Source organism: Flavobacterium sp. FlaQc-49, assembly GCF_044005985.1.
In the GTDB taxonomy this organism is placed as follows: domain Bacteria; phylum Bacteroidota; class Bacteroidia; order Flavobacteriales; family Flavobacteriaceae; genus Flavobacterium; species Flavobacterium cupriresistens.
The window spans coordinates 168,296-184,274 of sequence record NZ_JBIPCS010000004.1 but is presented as its reverse complement, the minus strand read 5'-3'; the positions used below and the strand labels follow the sequence as shown (position 1 = coordinate 184,274).

Annotated in this window: 17 protein-coding genes; 10 read left to right on the top strand and 7 right to left on the bottom strand. The window is 34.5% G+C overall.

The window, feature by feature from the left end:
* Nucleotides 1-18 precede the first annotated feature (18 nt).
* From ACHRV3_RS10390 to idi, 3 genes are read right to left on the bottom strand one after another with little or no spacing between them, the layout of a single operon-like run.
* A complete protein-coding gene (locus ACHRV3_RS10390) occupies nucleotides 19-477 on the bottom strand; it encodes a peroxiredoxin (protein WP_047774167.1) in 459 nt (152 codons plus the stop codon).
* A gap of 1 nt (nucleotide 478) precedes the next feature.
* A complete protein-coding gene (locus ACHRV3_RS10385) occupies nucleotides 479-892 on the bottom strand; it encodes a 6-carboxytetrahydropterin synthase (RefSeq protein ID WP_047774169.1) in 414 nt (137 codons plus the stop codon).
* Between the two features lie 22 nt (nucleotides 893-914).
* Entirely contained in the window at nucleotides 915-1,442 is a 528-nt protein-coding gene (gene idi / locus ACHRV3_RS10380) for an isopentenyl-diphosphate Delta-isomerase (RefSeq protein WP_047774171.1), read from the bottom strand.
* 286 nt (nucleotides 1,443-1,728) lie between these two features.
* Between idi and msrB the strand changes: the two genes are divergently transcribed.
* The 5 genes from msrB (at nucleotide 1,729) to ACHRV3_RS10355 (ending at nucleotide 6,744) form a co-directional block, all read left to right on the top strand.
* Nucleotides 1,729-2,292, top strand: a complete 564-nt coding sequence (gene msrB, locus ACHRV3_RS10375) for a peptide-methionine (R)-S-oxide reductase MsrB (protein WP_395434576.1) — start codon at nucleotides 1,729-1,731, stop codon at nucleotides 2,290-2,292.
* Nucleotides 2,293-2,308: 16 nt separating this feature from the next.
* Nucleotides 2,309-2,926: a peptide-methionine (S)-S-oxide reductase MsrA gene (gene msrA / locus ACHRV3_RS10370; protein WP_395434575.1), complete on the top strand. Its 618-nt coding sequence runs from the start codon at nucleotides 2,309-2,311 to the stop codon at nucleotides 2,924-2,926.
* Between the two features lie 207 nt (nucleotides 2,927-3,133).
* Entirely contained in the window at nucleotides 3,134-4,549 is a 1,416-nt protein-coding gene (locus ACHRV3_RS10365) for an aminopeptidase P N-terminal domain-containing protein (RefSeq protein WP_395434574.1), read from the top strand.
* Nucleotides 4,550-4,905: 356 nt separating this feature from the next.
* Nucleotides 4,906-5,865: a quinone oxidoreductase family protein gene (locus ACHRV3_RS10360; protein ID WP_395434573.1), complete on the top strand. Its 960-nt coding sequence runs from the start codon at nucleotides 4,906-4,908 to the stop codon at nucleotides 5,863-5,865.
* Nucleotides 5,866-6,096: 231 nt separating this feature from the next.
* Nucleotides 6,097-6,744, top strand: a complete 648-nt coding sequence (locus ACHRV3_RS10355) for a hypothetical protein (RefSeq protein WP_395434572.1) — start codon at nucleotides 6,097-6,099, stop codon at nucleotides 6,742-6,744.
* 429 nt (nucleotides 6,745-7,173) lie between these two features.
* Here ACHRV3_RS10355 and ACHRV3_RS10350 read toward each other — a convergent pair whose 3' ends face one another.
* Complete coding sequence (locus ACHRV3_RS10350; protein ID WP_395434571.1) at nucleotides 7,174-8,733, bottom strand: NAD(P)/FAD-dependent oxidoreductase; 1,560 nt, start codon at nucleotides 8,731-8,733, stop codon at nucleotides 7,174-7,176.
* A 150-nt stretch (nucleotides 8,734-8,883) separates the two neighbouring features.
* Here ACHRV3_RS10350 and ACHRV3_RS10345 point away from each other — a divergent pair, with 150 nt between their 5' ends.
* On the top strand, nucleotides 8,884-9,123 hold the full coding sequence (locus ACHRV3_RS10345; RefSeq protein ID WP_395434570.1) for a hypothetical protein: 240 nt from the start codon (nucleotides 8,884-8,886) through the stop codon (nucleotides 9,121-9,123).
* Nucleotides 9,124-9,606: 483 nt separating this feature from the next.
* Nucleotides 9,607-10,119, top strand: coding sequence for an isoprenylcysteine carboxyl methyltransferase family protein (locus tag ACHRV3_RS10340; protein ID WP_395434569.1), 513 nt, complete (start codon nucleotides 9,607-9,609; stop codon nucleotides 10,117-10,119).
* Nucleotides 10,120-10,251: 132 nt separating this feature from the next.
* Here the strand turns inward: ACHRV3_RS10340 and ACHRV3_RS10335 are convergent, their stop codons facing one another.
* The 3 genes from ACHRV3_RS10335 to recQ are packed head-to-tail and all read right to left on the bottom strand — an operon-like array spanning nucleotide 10,252 to nucleotide 13,640.
* Nucleotides 10,252-10,674, bottom strand: coding sequence for a hypothetical protein (locus ACHRV3_RS10335; RefSeq protein WP_395434568.1), 423 nt, complete (start codon nucleotides 10,672-10,674; stop codon nucleotides 10,252-10,254).
* Nucleotides 10,675-10,679: 5 nt separating this feature from the next.
* Nucleotides 10,680-11,435, bottom strand: a complete 756-nt coding sequence (locus ACHRV3_RS10330) for a hypothetical protein (protein ID WP_395434567.1) — start codon at nucleotides 11,433-11,435, stop codon at nucleotides 10,680-10,682.
* Between the two features lie 9 nt (nucleotides 11,436-11,444).
* Nucleotides 11,445-13,640 carry a DNA helicase RecQ gene (recQ, locus tag ACHRV3_RS10325; RefSeq protein WP_395434566.1) on the bottom strand — a complete coding sequence of 732 codons (2,196 nt, stop codon included), beginning with the start codon at nucleotides 13,638-13,640 and terminating at the stop codon, nucleotides 11,445-11,447.
* An 86-nt stretch (nucleotides 13,641-13,726) separates the two neighbouring features.
* On the opposite strand from recQ, the gene ACHRV3_RS10320 reads away from it, so the two are divergent.
* Genes ACHRV3_RS10320 through ACHRV3_RS10310 form a run of 3 tightly spaced genes read left to right on the top strand, consistent with a single transcriptional unit; the run spans nucleotide 13,727 to nucleotide 15,850 of the window.
* Nucleotides 13,727-14,692 (top strand): SIS domain-containing protein, encoded by a 966-nt coding sequence (locus tag ACHRV3_RS10320; protein ID WP_047774466.1) that lies wholly within the window; start codon nucleotides 13,727-13,729, stop codon nucleotides 14,690-14,692.
* The gene (tatC, locus tag ACHRV3_RS10315) at nucleotides 14,692-15,507 is read left to right on the top strand and encodes a twin-arginine translocase subunit TatC (protein ID WP_047774187.1); all 816 of its coding nucleotides are present in this window, start codon (nucleotides 14,692-14,694) and stop codon (nucleotides 15,505-15,507) included. Before ACHRV3_RS10320 ends, tatC begins: the two co-directional genes overlap by 1 nt.
* Nucleotides 15,500-15,850, top strand: a complete 351-nt coding sequence (locus ACHRV3_RS10310) for a carboxymuconolactone decarboxylase family protein (RefSeq protein WP_047774189.1) — start codon at nucleotides 15,500-15,502, stop codon at nucleotides 15,848-15,850. The genes tatC and ACHRV3_RS10310 overlap by 8 nt, the downstream gene beginning before the upstream one ends.
* Nucleotides 15,851-15,979 lie beyond the last annotated feature (129 nt).

The window sequence follows — 15,979 nt, the reverse complement described above, 5'->3', positions numbered from 1 at the left end:
TAACGAACTATAGTTTCTTTATAATACTAATTCTTTAATGGTTGCTAAGGCTTTAGGAATATGCTTGGAAGCATTCATGCTATCAAAAATCAGAATAACAACTCCATTTCGATCGATAACATACGTCACTCTTCCCGGTAAAAGACCAAATAAATTATCCCGCACACCAAAAAGATGTCTCAATTTTTTATCCTGATCCGACAACAGTATAAACGGTAACTGATGTTTATTCGCGAATTTATGATGTGATTTGACACTATCACTGCTTATTCCGATAACCTCAGCTCCAAGATCTTTAAAATCTTCATATTGATCTCTAAAACTACAGGCTTCGGTGGTACAACCCGGTGTATTGTCTTTTGGGTAAAAATAAACCACAAGTGGCTTTCGACCCAAAACACTTTGGCTTTCAAAAACTTCACCATGATTGTCCTTTGCAGTAAAATTCGGAACTATATCTCCTATTTTTAATGACATTTTATTTTTCTCCTTTATAGGTTACAAAATTACGTTCTGTTTCATTCAAAACGATTTCCAGGTCAAAATCGGGTTGAATTCTTTTTCTGATTTTATTCCATATCACAACGGCAATATTTTCAGCAGTTGGATTCAAATCCTGAAATTCGGGAACATCCAGATTCAGGTTTTTGTGATCAAACGGAATTTCTACTTCTTCGAGTATGATATCCGCTAATACTTTCACATCTATTACAAAACCGGTTTCCGGGTCAATTTTTCCTGTTACACTTACTGTTAAACCATAATTATGACCATGGAAATTAGGATTATTACATTTTCCAAAAACAGCATTGTTTTTTTCCAATGTCCAATCTTTCCTGTGCAATCGATGTGCAGCATTAAAATGCGCTTTTCTTGATATGGTTACTCTCATTTAGGTTTTTGGTTTGGTATCATTAAATCTTATGGTCTTCTAAATAGTGATAAAATTCATCGAAAATTATCTTAAACCAGACGGTATAAATTTCCGGATGTTTTTCAATATCCTCTTTTACGTCTTCTATTTTCATCCATTTCCAATCTTCAACTTCATCCGTATTAATGGCTGGATCCTCATTGTAGTAGCCAATCATAACATGGTCTAATTCATGTTCCGTCAAACCATTGTCAAAAGGAGCTTTGTATATAAAATGAAATAATTCTTTTAATTCTGCTTTAAAGCCCATCTCTTCAAATAATCTTCGGCTTCCTGCTGCAACATTTGTCTCCCCTTCACGCTGATGACTGCAACATGTATTGGTCCATAACAAAGGTGAGTGATATTTTTGATGCGCACGTTGCTGTAACATTATTTCATTCTTATTATTTAAAATAAAAACAGAGAAAGCACGATGCAAAAGAGCCTTTTCATGTGCTTCTAATTTTGGCATTAAGCCAATTTGCTCATCATTTTGATTGACTAATATTACGTTTTCTTCTATCATAGGGCGTTTTGTACAAACAAAAATACGAAAAAAGAAATGGCTTGAAAATCTCAGAAAAGATTGTGAAAAGTTTAACGAGCTAAAAATTTTACAACACGCTAATTTCCAAAACATTGTATTTGATAATTTTATAAAAAACCTTTAAAAATAAGCCTTAAAACTAAAAACAGCTCCTTTACGTAAATACTAAAACGTTAAATCATACTTAAAAAAAACGCAATTGTAAAGTGTACGACATTTCAAAACCTACTCTGGTCGTAACTTTGAACTACAAAAATAAAGTCTCATGAAAACCACAAAAACAAAAACCCAATTTTTCAGCCTTTGCTTTTTAATTCCGCTGTTTATTTTTCAGGCGTGCGGACAAAACACAAAAAAAACAACTTCAAAAACGGTCAGCATGGAAAATAAAATCAGCAAACCGGGGAATCCCTATTATTCGAACACAGACACTGCCAAACTGAATGTCAGTAACGTCGAATGGAAAAAAGTACTTCCCGAAGATGTCTATGCTGTAATGCGCGAAGCCGATACCGAGCGCCCTTTTACCGGAAAATATTGGAAAAGCGACGAAAAAGGAACGTATTATTGCGCCTCCTGCGGAAATAAACTTTTCAGATCTACTGCTAAATTTTCAAGCAGTTGCGGATGGCCGAGCTTTTTTGAACAGGACAACAAAAAAAGTGTGGTTTACAAAACAGATAATTCTCTGGGAATGGAAAGAACCGAAGCGCTTTGCGGCAGATGCGGAGGCCACTTAGGCCACTTGTTTGATGACGGTCCGGAACCAACCGGAAAACGATATTGCATGAATTCGATCGCACTTGATTTTATCCCAGACTCTAAATAAAAAACAATAAAAAACAATGAAAAATATATTTTTAACATGCGTCCTCGCATTATCACTAAACAGCTTTGCCCAGAATACCGCAACAAAAAAGGCTTCAAATCTTGAAACCATTACGCTTGGTGGCGGTTGCTACTGGTGCGTTGAGGCGGTTTACGAAAATTTAAATGGTGTAAAATCTGTTGTTTCGGGTTTCTCCGGTGGTAAAGTTTCTAATCCGAGTTACGAAGAAGTATGCTCGGGAACTACCGGTCATGCTGAAGTCGTTCAGATTACTTACGACAAAACCGTTACGGACATCAACGAAATTTTTAAAGTATTCTTTACCGTACACGATCCAACGACATTAAACAGACAAGGAGCAGATGTAGGCACTCAATATCGTTCTGTGATTTTTTACAACGGTCCGCAACAGAAAGCCGCAGCAGAAAGCATTATTGCACAGCTAAACAAAGCAAAAGTATACAGCAGTCCGATAGTTACAAAAATTGAACCTTTTACTAAGTTCTATAAAGCCGAAGATTATCATCAGAATTATTATGCAAACAACAAAAACCAACCGTATTGCAAAATGGTAATTCAACCCAAAATAGAGAAATTTGAAAAAGTTTTCAAAGACCAACTCAAAAAGAAATAAGTATTAATTCAGAAAGTAACCGCTCCTTTTTTATGGGCGGTTATTTTTTTTGCTGCGAATTGCACGATTTTTTTTATCAAAAAGAGAATCCATTTTTATTCGTGATAATTCGTACAATTCGTGGCAACTCCTTTTTTTCAAAATCAAATCTTTTTTTTTGTAATTTGCGTTGCTTAAAACTAATATCATCAACCAAAATCACTACAAATGAAGCATTTAATTCTGTTTTTTTTATCCCTCCTGACAACGGTCCAGGTTTTTTCTCAGAAAAATTTACCAACTGATTACCTCACCAAAGAGTTTCACAAGGGGCGTCGCGAAGCTTTTAGAGCATTGATGCCTGATAATTCTGTAGCTGTAATTTTCTCTTATCCGGAAAGAGTTTTTTCCAGAGATATTAATTATATTTTTCATCAAAATCCCGATATGTATTACCTAAGCGGATACAAAGAACCTGACGCTGTTTTATTGATTTTTAAAGAAGCTCAAGGTACCGCCGAAACATACAATGAAGTCATTTTTGTCAGAGAAAAAGACGCTACAAAAGAAATGTGGACAGGAAGACGCCTAGGAGCTGACGGTACAAAATCTCAACTGGGAATTGCGAAAACTTTTAATGGAAAAGATTTCAAAAATTTTGATATCGATTTTAAAAAATTCAAAACACTAATATACGACAAAATCCCCACCGACATTGGCAATAACAAAAGCGGTAATGATCTTTTTGGCTTATTTGAAACTTTCAAAACCAAAGCCGGAATCACAAAAGAAGATGTTGTTTCTTTAGATCTTTTTAGAACTATTACAAGTACACTTCGTGAAATAAAAACACCGGAAGAACTGGTATTAATGCGTAAATCTGTTCAACTTTCCTGCGTTGCCCACAACGAAGTAATGAAAGCCGTAGGACCGGATATGAGCGAAAACGAAGCAGAAGGAATTCATACTTACATTCACCGCAGATATGGTGCAGAAGCGGAAGGTTACTCCCCAATTGTAGGTGCCGGAGCAAATGGATGCATCTTGCATTACTCAGAAAACAACAGTACTAAAATGGAAAACCAACTGCTGTTAATGGATGTTGGATCCGAATATCATGGTTATTCTGCTGATGTTACCAGAACCATTCCGGCTAATGGAAAATTTTCAGAAGAACAAAAAGCAATTTACCAGTTGGTTTATGATGCTCAAGAGGCTGTTTTTGCCATTTGCAAAGAAGGAACTCCACTTGTAGATCTGAACAATACCGCTAAAGAAGTTCTTGCAAAGGGATTATTAAAATTAGGAATCATCAACGACCTAAAAGACATCAATCTTTACTATCCGCATGGATGCTCTCACTTTCTTGGTCTGGACGTTCATGACAAAGGAAATTTTAAAGGCCCGGAAACGCTTTTAAAAGAAAATATGATTCTTACTGTTGAGCCAGGGATTTATATTAGTCCAAACAGCAAATGCGACAAAAAATGGTGGAATATTGGCGTACGTATTGAAGATGATATTTTGATCAAAAAAAATACTTACGAAAACTTATCTATTGATTCTCCAAGAAAATGGGATGAGATTGAAGCTTTAGCCAAACAAAAAAGCACTTTTAATGATATGGTGTTTCCTAAAATATAGTATATAACTCATTTTTTTTGCCACAGATTTAAAGGATTAGAATGATTTCTTTTTCGCCACGAATTACAATAATTTTCGCGAATTGTTCCTATGTTGTTGGGGGTTAAGTCTTCCTACTCGTTTAATCTTTGGCAATGTTTCTTTACCAATAATTTTAAAACTTAATTCGTGGTAAAATAGCAAAAAACAAGGTTAAGTTAAAAAATCTTTACAATCCTTCTAATCAGTGGTTGTAAAAAAACATAAATCAAACCTCGGCTAAATTTAGCCGAGGTTTTTTTGTGCAGTTTTATGAAAAGCTTTTCAATCTTCAATTGGATTTTTCCTTTCTTTGTATTCCTAAAAAACAATTATAAATGAAAGCACTTACCTTTTCATCTTTCGGAGATTCAACTGTTTTAGAGTACATTGAGATTCCAAACCCACAATTAAAAAGTGGTGAAATTTTAGTCGAAATGAAGGCTATCGGACTAAACTTCGCCGATGTTTACAGACGAAAAGGAAATTATCATTTAAAAGGAAATCCTCCTTTTATTGCAGGCTACGAAGGTGCAGGAATTGTTGTTGATGCCAATAATAATTCGGAATATAAAGTCGGAGATCGTGTTGCCTTCGCAGACGTGCCTTTTGCCAATGCAGAATTGGTAGCGGTAAACACCAATCACATCCTTCCTTTACCGGAAGCCATTTCTTTTGAAACTGCCGCTTCTATATTATTACAAGGTTTAACCGCGCAATATTTAGCGACAGACAGTCATAAAACAGTAAAAGGCGAAATGGTTTTAATTCATGCCGTTGCCGGTGGTGTTGGTCAGTTTTTAACTCAAATCAGCAAACTTTTAGGTGCGAATGTTATCGGCTTAACTTCTTCTGCAGAAAAAGCAAAAGTAGCTCTTGAACAAGGTGCAGATCATGTGTTTCTATATAATGACGATTGGAAATCGGATCTTTTCAAGGTTATTCCGAACGGGGTAGATGTTGTTTACGACAGTATCGGCAGCACTTTGACCGAAAGTTTTGAAGTCACTAAAGAATGTGGACAAGTCGTTTTCTTCGGAATGGCAGGTGGCGATCCTGAACCTGTAAATCCGAGAATGTTGATGGACACTTCAAAAACATTAACCGGCGGCGATCTATGGAGCTATTTAAACTCTAAAGAAGAAAGAATCAAAAGAGCCAATCAATTATTTAATTGGATTATTGAAGGCAAAATTACGCTTTCAACACCAACTTCGTTCAAACTATCAGAAGGAAAACTGGCTCACGATTATTTAGAAAGCCGAAAAAGTACCGGGAAAATAATATTGATTCCTTAATTTTTTTGCCACGAATTACACTAATTTTCACTAATTTTTTATCTAAAGATTTAAATTATAATTCGTGTAATTCGTGGCTAACTTACTTTACAATTTATATAAAAAACGTTTTCTCACCAAACTTCTTTTCGATTCTCAAAAGAAAAACTACGCTATGCTTATTTGGAATGTTGAAAAAACATTAAAAAAACAACTTTAATCCCTCAGATTCTTAGCAAAAATTAAAACCCAATGTACCAAAACCAACTTCACTTTTACAAATCCTTTTTTTTAACTCTTTTAATATACTTCATTAGCATCCCGAACATTTTCTGTCAAAAGGAAAGTGGCAAAATTTTCTTTAAAGACAAAACAACAATTAGCGGTTTATGTAAAATAAAAGGAGACGATAACATCAAGTTCAAAGAAAATAAAGACAGTGAAAGCTTAACTTATGACGTAAAATTGATTGATAAAATCGAAATTAACGAATATGGTTTTTTCGAAACCTATAGATACAAAGCAATAAAAGACGAGAATACCTCAAAGTGGATGAAAGTTATGATCGTAGGAAAAGTAAACCTGTACAAAAAAGATGCTTACATGAATTATGACTCAGGAATTAGTTCATCTGGCTTCGGCGGAAGAATTGGTATCCTAGGCTCAGGCCCTGTGGAACATTTTTATGTATCACATGAGGGCGATACAGAAGTTTTCAAAATAACATCTCTTGGCGACATCAGTCGAAGTTTCAAAAAAGTAGCCAGTGCTTTTTTTAAAGATTGTCCCGTTTTGGAAGAAAAAATTAAAAACAAAGAACTAAAAAAAGAAGATATTGAACAGGTAGTCAAATTTTACAATTCAAAATGCGGCAATACAGAAATTAAAAGTAAAAATTAAGCATATTCAATTTCCGTAAATGCTCATCTATTTATTGTTTTTTCCCAAAACATTAAAATTGTAATCCGTGGAAATTAGTACAATTCATAGCAAACTTATTGCTGCAACTGTTTTATTTAAAAAAATGCTTTCGTCCCAAACTTCTTTTCGATTATCAAAAGAAAAATAGACTTCTGATTCCTTGATTTTTTTTACCACGAATTACACCAATCTTCACTATTTTTTATCTAAAGATTTAAATTATAATTCGTGAAAATTCGTGTAATTCGTGGCTAACTTATTTCTACAACTACCCGTTAAGTGTAATTAATTTTAACACATAGAGACATAGTTAATAAAGCTTAAAAAAGACGTTTCACTTTAAATAAATCACGAAAGACTATTCAAAAAAAAATTAGCGTAATTCGTGTAATTCGTGGCAAACCTATTTTACTTTAAAGTCTCAGCAATCATCAAAGCGCATTTTTCGCCGTCAATTGCTGCTGATATGATTCCACCCGCATAACCCGCTCCTTCTCCGCATGGATACAAACCTTTTATTTGTAAATGTTCGTAGGTAATAGGATCTCTGGGAATACGAACCGGAGACGAAGTTCTGCTTTCCGGCGCGTGTAAAATAGCCTCATTAGTCAAATATCCTCGCATTGATTTTCCGAATTCTTTAAAACCTTCACGTAATATCTGTGATAAGAATCCAGGAAAAACCTGTCCCATTTCTACCGAAGTTGTTCCCGGAACATAGGATGTTTTCGGAATGTCTGCTGACACTTTATTTTGTGCAAAATCGATCATTCGCTGTGCAGGTACTTTTTGAGTTTCTCCTGCCAAGTGCCACGCTTTTTGCTCGATACTTTTCTGAAATTCCATTCCGGCTAAAGCGCCGAATTTTGCAAAGGGTTTGAAATCTTCCAATTTCAATTCGATTACAATTCCTGAATTTGCAGTCACCTGATCCCTTTTAGAAGGCGACCAACCGTTTGTAACCACTTCTCCCGGACTTGTTGCACAAGGCGCGATAACACCTCCCGGACACATACAGAACGAATACATTCCACGTCCGTTAACCTGTTTCACTATTGAATACGGTGCCGGAGGTAAATGCTCGCCACGATAATCACAGCTGTATTGAATACTGTCTATTAGTTCTTGTGAATGTTCTGCACGAACTCCCAAAGCAAAAGGTTTTGCTTCTATAAAGATTTTCTTTTTGTCCAATAATTCAAAAATATCCCTTGCGGAATGGCCTGTCGCTAAGATTAATTTACTGGCAAGAATCGTATCTCCGTTTTGAGTTACAATTCCTTCTACTTCATTATTTTTAACTAAAATATCTGTTACTCGGGTATCAAACAAAACCTGACCACCAAATTCGATGATTTTTTTTCGAATGTCCTCGATGATTTTCGGTAATTTATTGGTTCCGATATGCGGATGTGCTTCCACCAATATATCATCAGAAGCTCCAAAAGCAACTAGCAATTCTAATATTCTGGTTACATCACCGCGTTTCTTAGAACGCGTATACAATTTCCCATCAGAATAGGTTCCTGCTCCTCCTTCACCAAAACAATAATTAGAATCTTCGTTAACCAAATGATCCACATTTATAGCTTTTAAGTCACGTCGGCGTCCACGAACGTCTTTTCCACGTTCGATTAGAATAGGTTTTAAACCTAATTCAATTAACTGCAATGCAGCAAAAAGTCCTGCCGGTCCTGCCCCGACTACAATTACCTCCTGAGCTTTAGAAACATCTTTATATATAGGTAATTCTATTTTGGTTTCCTGAAAAGGCTCCCCTGCTAAATAAATCAGCACTTTTAAATTGATTTTAATCGCTTTCTGACGTGCGTCTATAGATCGTTTCAAAATAGAAACATGTTGAATTTCTTTAGGCGAAACCTTTATTTGTTTAGACAAATAGTCACGTAACAACAATTCATTTGCTGCAATTTCGGGCGTTACCTGAAGTAAAAATTCTCTTGGCATTGTATTTTATTTATTCTATTAGCTTTTCTTTTTATGAAAAGAACATGCAAAAGTACTATTTTTGAACCGAAACTAGTTATTTAATCTAAAATCCATTTTCGAAAGAGACTTTGTACCTTTGCCTCTTTGAAACTTCGCACCTAAAAAATCATGTCCAGAAAAATAAAACTGATTTGGGATTTTCGTGGCCCCGCTTCTGCAAAAACAGCCGAACATCACGAAATTCATTTAAAAGAATATATTGCCATAGAAAAACTTCCGTTAAATATTACGGGTTATAAAATCATAAATGACATGCAGGCAATTGCTTTTATGGTGGTCACTGACGAGCATATGATTACTGTTAGAGATACTTTGAAACCGCATCGGGGGGAAGTCTACTTGGAATAAAATTCCAATATTTTAAAATTCCAAATTCCAATGTTGGGGTGGTTTTAAAACTGGGAAATCTATGTAGAATAAAATTCCAAATTTTTGAAATTCCAAATTCCAATTGTGGGGCGTTTTTTTTAATTAGAGCATCCTAATTTCTTTTGGAAAGTTAATGAGATTTGGATTTACTGGGGTAAAATTCTAATACTTTGAAATTCTAAAATCCAATGTTGGGGATTTTTTGCAATCAAATTCTTGGCTTGCTACAAATAAATTTAGATTACATTTCTACTATTAATTGATTCTACACAGCTATAAAGAAACAGCTTATATTTATTTAAAAATATTTAAATTCACTTGTCTCAATTTTTACTTTAGTAATGACAGGCATTGAGTCAATTGACTAAACTGTAGCAACCGTAAACCTTTTAAATTTTACAATAGGGAGATCCAAATAATCCTCAAATTCAACTGGTTATTCAGCTTAAAAAATCACAAAAAATGAGCACTGTATTATATCTTTTTTCAATATTTTTATTTGCAAGAGTCGTATCTCTGCTTATATCAATACTTAATGAGAGAAGAATTAAAAAGCTTGGTGCAAAACAATATGGAAAATTTAACTCTTTCCTTCTTTCCCTATGCCATATTGCTTTTTATTTATCCTGTTTCTATGAGGCTTATACCACTCAAGCACAATTTGATCGCAATAGTCAGATCGGTTTGGGGTTATTACTCTTTTCGTATCTAATCCTTTTTTATATCATTTATGAATTAAGAGCGGTTTGGACCGTGAAAATATACATTCTCCCTAATCATAAAATGGTGCGATCCTTTTTATTCAGAACGGTAAGACATCCTAATTATTTTTTGAACATAATTCCAGAACTTATTGGTGCCGTTTTACTCTGTAGCGCTTGGAATACCATGAAGTATGTATTACCTGTATATCTGATAATCTTATTTATTAGAATTATTCAGGAGGAAAAAGCAATGAAGATTATTGTTTTATAAAATCTATTTAGAATAAAATTCCAATATTTTAAATTCCAAATTCCAATGTTGGAGCGATTTTTTAAACGAAAAAATCCAAATTCCATTCACTTTTCAGTTGGAATTTGGATTTTTTCGTTTTTTGTTTTCGATTTACTTTAAGTCAAGTCTATAATCGCTAAAAACATACGTATTATCATCTTTTCCTGTAAGCTTTATACTTTTAAATTCAACAGATTCTTCACCTTTAACTTCATAACTATAAACATCTATGTCTTTTGTACTTGACGATAATTCATAAAACTTACCGTTTTCAGTCCACCACTTTCCTTTTTCGGTAAAAGTCTGAATTTCACAATCTTGCTTTGCAGTAAACATTATAACGTAAGTTCCGTCGGCAAACCTTTGCTGTATCCAATGTTTTTCGACCCCTTCTATTTGTCCATCTTTTTCAAAACCTTTCCAAATACCAACTAACTTTGAATCGTTCTCTTTTTTATCGGTTGAAAAACTAAAAATTAAAATTGACAATAATGCCAAAGAAGATATTTTTAATAACGGTATTACTTTTTTCATAAATATTAATTTGTTGGAATTTCTATTGTTTTTATATAGTCATTTAAAAAAATAAACATAAAGGAATCTATTTCTTTATCTGCATTAAACTCGGACTCTTTTTGTTTTAAGGATTTATTCTCTCTTCCAATACCGGGGTTTTCAATTGGAAAACGACCATTAAAAGAACTGGATTGACTTCTCATCTCCTTAAACTCTTTAACTTTAATCTTGTATTCATTGGATTTTTTATAATATTTAAAATAATCTTTTTTAAACTTACGAAATTCTTCTCCAGTAAATTTCTTCGATTTAACATTGATTCCTTTATTTACTTCTATAAGATTATAGTTTTCATAAAGCGAACTATATCCCATATGAATATATTCAATCATACTTCCAGATGGACATATTAACAACCCAGAATAAAAATGGCATTGAAAATTAGTTTTATCTCCAAAAAGATCTTTATATATAGATATTAAAGATTCCTCAGTTTTCCCATCCTTATTTGTCTTATATTCTTCTTTATAAATATTCTCTACCACCAATTTTCCATCTAAAAACTTAAAATAGGCAACATAACCTCGCCAATTGGCACTGGAAAAGCCAGTTATTAAGTTATCAGGAATAGGATGATCTTTAAAATATTCCTCTAATGGATTGGATTGTATAGCGAGAGTATCTTTTTCTACAATTAAATAATCCGGAACCTGACCGGTTGCAAATAATTTACCTGATACTAAAAACACAAAAATGAAAAGCACTTTTAAACAACTCATAGAAATACTTTAATTAGCGACTTCGCTAATAAATTTTATTCGCATTAAACGCAATTCATCAATATCGTAATCACCGTCGAATTCCTTAAGAGCATCTTCGATTTTATCGGATTCTGATTCCATGAAATAATCGTGAATTTCTTCTTGCTGATCGTCATCCAGCATATCGTCTACCCAATATTTGATGTTCAATTTTGTTCCGGCATATACAATTTGCTCCATTTCTTTAATCAGAGCGTCCATAGTCAAACCTTTTGCGGAAGCGATATCGTTTAATGATAGTTTTCGGTCAATATTCTGAATGATGTACAACTTATTGGCAGAATTGACTCCGGTAGATTTCACTACTAAGTCATCGGGACGAATGATGTCGTTATCTTCTACATAACGATTGATCAAAGTAATAAAGTCACTACCGTATTTTTTTGCTTTCCCTTCACCAACTCCATGAATGTTGTACAACTCCGTTAAGCTAATTGGGTATTTTAAAGCCATATCTTCCAGCGAAGGATCCTGAAAAACAACAAAAGGGGGAACTCCCAGTTTTTTGGCTACTTTTTTTCGTAGTTCACGCAACATCCCCATCAAAACTTCATCGGCAGTACCGGATGATTTAGAGGCGGTTACTATTGCTTCGTCTTCAGATTCATTATACTCATGATCTTCCGACATCATAAACGAAGCTGGTTTTTTAATATAATCCAATCCGCTTTTGGTAATTTTTATAATTCCGTAGGTTTCAATATCCTTAGACAAATATCCCATTACGAGAACCTGTCTTAGCAGGGCCATCCAATATTTCTCGTCATGATCGGCTCCCGATCCGAAGAAGGCTTGCGCATCTGTCTTATGTGCTTTAATTACGGCATTGACGCGTCCAATTAAAGTAAAAACAATTTCTTTTGATTTATAAATATGTTTGGTATCCCGGACAATTTCCAACAATTTAACAACCTGTTCTTTTGCTTCGATACGGGTTTTAGGATTACGAACATTGTCGTCCATGTCTGCCCCTTCTCCATTTTCACCGTCAAATTCTTCACCGAAATAATGCAAGAGAAATTTTCTGCGTGACATTGAAGTTTCGGCATAAGCCACTACTTCCTGCAATAAAGCAAAACCGATTTCTTGTTCTGCAACCGGTTTTCCGGACATAAACTTCTCAAGTTTTTCTACATCTTTATAGGAGTAGTATGCCAAACAATGTCCTTCTCCGCCATCACGTCCGGCACGTCCGGTTTCCTGATAATAACTTTCTAATGATTTTGGAATGTCATGGTGAATAACAAAACGAACGTCCGGTTTGTCAATTCCCATTCCGAAAGCGATTGTTGCTACGACCACATCTACATCTTCCATCAAAAACATATCCTGATGTTTGGCTCTTGTTTTAGCATCTAAACCTGCGTGATACGGAACAGCACTAATGCCATTTACTTGTAAAACTTCGGCTACTGACTCTACTTTTTTGCGGCTCAGGCAATAAATAATTCCTGACTTCCCTTTATGTTGTTTGATAAACCGAATAATATCCGATTCTATATTTTTTGTTTTTGTACGAACTTCGTAGTATAAATTAGGTCTGTTGAATGATGCTTTAAAAGTATTGGCATCAGACATCTCAAGGTTCTTCAGAATATCTTCCTGAACTTTTGGCGTTGCGGTAGCCGTAAGACCTATAATAGGCACTTTACCCAATTGTTTGATAATATTTTTCAGATTTCGGTATTCCGGTCTAAAATCATGACCCCATTCTGAAATACAATGCGCTTCATCAATGGCAACAAATGAAATGGGCACACTTTGCAAAAACGCCACATATTCTTCTTTTGTCAAAGATTCCGGTGCGACATACAATAGCTTGGTCAATCCAGAAGTAATGTCTTTTTTGACCTGTGTGATTTCTGTTTTAGTGAGCGAGGAGTTTAATACGTGCGCAATTCCGTTTTCCGAAGAAAGACTTCGAATCGCGTCGACCTGATTTTTCATCAGAGCAATTAAAGGAGAAACAACGATAGCCGTTCCCTCCTGAATTAAAGCGGGTAATTGATAACAAAGAGACTTTCCACCACCAGTAGGCATAATCACAAAAGTATTCTTTTTACCGAGGATACTTGTAATGACTTGCTCCTGCAAGCCTTTAAATTGGCTAAACCCGAAATACTTCTTTAATTCTTTGTGTATTTCAATTTCGTTTGAATTCATTCTTTATATTAATGGTATTTTGTATAAATTTGCAACACATAAAGATACAACTTTCTTTTACACATACAAATTTTAAATATTCTGTTTTGATCACAAAAGAAAATATATTAGCAATAGCAAAAAAAACCATACTATCTGAAAGTGAAGCAATTACAAAGCTAATTGATTTTCTCGACGAAAATTTCTACGAAGCAACCCAACGCATATACGAAACTAAAGGCCGACTAATCGTTACAGGCATCGGAAAAAGCGCGATCATTGCTCAAAAAATGGTGGCCACTTTTAACTCCACAGGGACGCCATCAATGTTCTTACACGCCTCAGAAGCGATTCACGGGGACTTAGGAATGATTCAAAAGGAAGACATTATTATTTGCATTTCGAAAAGTGGGAATAGTCCTGAAATAAAAGTTTTAGTTCCGTTATTAAAACGTTTCGGAAACATTTTAATCGGAATTACAGGAAACATAACCTCTTTTTTAGCAAAAGGTTCTGATTATGTTTTGAATACTACGGTCGACATGGAAGCTTGCCCTATCAATTTGGCACCAACAAACAGCACCACGGCACAACTTGTCATGGGAGACGCTCTTGCGGTTTGCCTAATGGAAATGCGCGACTTTAAACCCGAAGATTTTGCAGTATACCATCCAGGTGGCGCTCTAGGAAAAAAACTATTACTTCGCGTAAAAGATATGATTGAGCATTCACTAAAACCAATGGTCACACCTGATACCTCAGTTAAAAAGGTTATATTTGAAATATCTGAAAAGAGATTAGGAGTAACGGCAGTAATAGAAAACGATAAAATAATCGGAATTATTACGGACGGAGATATCAGAAGAATGCTGAACGACCGCGATACATTTGCCGAATTAACCGCTAAAGATATTATGACTAAAAACCCAAAATTAGTATCCTCCGATACGATGGCAGTAGATGCTTTAAATATTTTAGAAGATTTTTCGATAACGCAATTGATTGTTTCGGATAATGGAACTTATAAAGGTGTTTTACATTTACATGATATTTTAAAAGAAGGAATCGTATAATGGCAAAGAAAAATCTTAACGAAATGTCGTTTTTAGATCATCTTGAAGAATTAAGATGGTTATTAGTAAGAAGTACTATAGCAGTAGTTGTAATGGGGATTGTGACTTACTTTGTGAGTGATTATTTATTCGACAGTGTTCTTTTAGGGCCTACCCGACCAACCTTTTTTACCTACCAGTATTTTTGTCAATTATCACATCAATTGGGTTTTGCTGAAAGCATCTGTATTACGGAATTGAATTTCATTATTCAGAACACCGAAATGGAAGGTCAGGTAAACATCTTTGTATGGATGTGTCTTCTGGCTGGTTTTGTACTAAGTTTTCCTTACATCTTATGGGAACTTTGGAAATTTATCAGTCCGGCATTGTACGAGAAAGAAAGAAAAAATGCTAAAGTTTTCATTTTCACCTCTTCCTTACTTTTCTTTTTAGGCGTATTGTTCGGCTATTATGTGGTTATCCCAATGTCAGTCAATTTCGTGGCTACATTCTCGGTGAGTGATGTCGTAAAAAATCAATTTACCTTAGATTCTTATATGGGAATGGTCAAAACAAGTATACTTGCGAGTGGCTTGTTTTTTGAATTACCGATCTTAATTTATTTCCTAACGAAATTAGGTTTAGTTACCCCTGATTTTTTAAGAAAATATTGGAAATATGCCGTAATCATCATTTTGATTGTTGCCGCAATTGTAACTCCGCCGGATGTGGTTAGCCAAACAATTGTTGCCATACCAATGTTACTTATTTATGAGGTAAGTATCCTTATATCCCGAATTGTTTATCGAAATAAAATGAAAGAAAATGTCTGATATTATTCAAGAATTTAACGACTACCGTTCTAAAATGAACGAGAAACTGCTTGCAGATAACAACAAAATTGTAAAAAGAATTTTTAACCTTGATACCAACGCATACGCTCCGGGAGCTCTTGATGTAAAAACAAAAGAGTTATTAGGATTAGTTGCGTCAGCTGTTTTACGTTGTGATGATTGTGTAAAATACCACTTAGAAACCAGCTATAAAGAAGGAATTACAAAAGAAGAAATGATGGAAGCAATGGGAATCGCCACGTTAGTTGGAGGAACAATTGTAATCCCTCATTTAAGAAGAGCTTATGAATTCTGGGAAGCACTTGAAGAGAGCGGCAAATAGAAAACGATAATTAGAAAATGTGCTAATTAGATCATGAGATAATTTTATAAATGGTCTAATTATGTACTTTTAGCATATACTTTCGATAATTTCAAAAATGCAATAATTTGTTAATTGATTTATCTGATT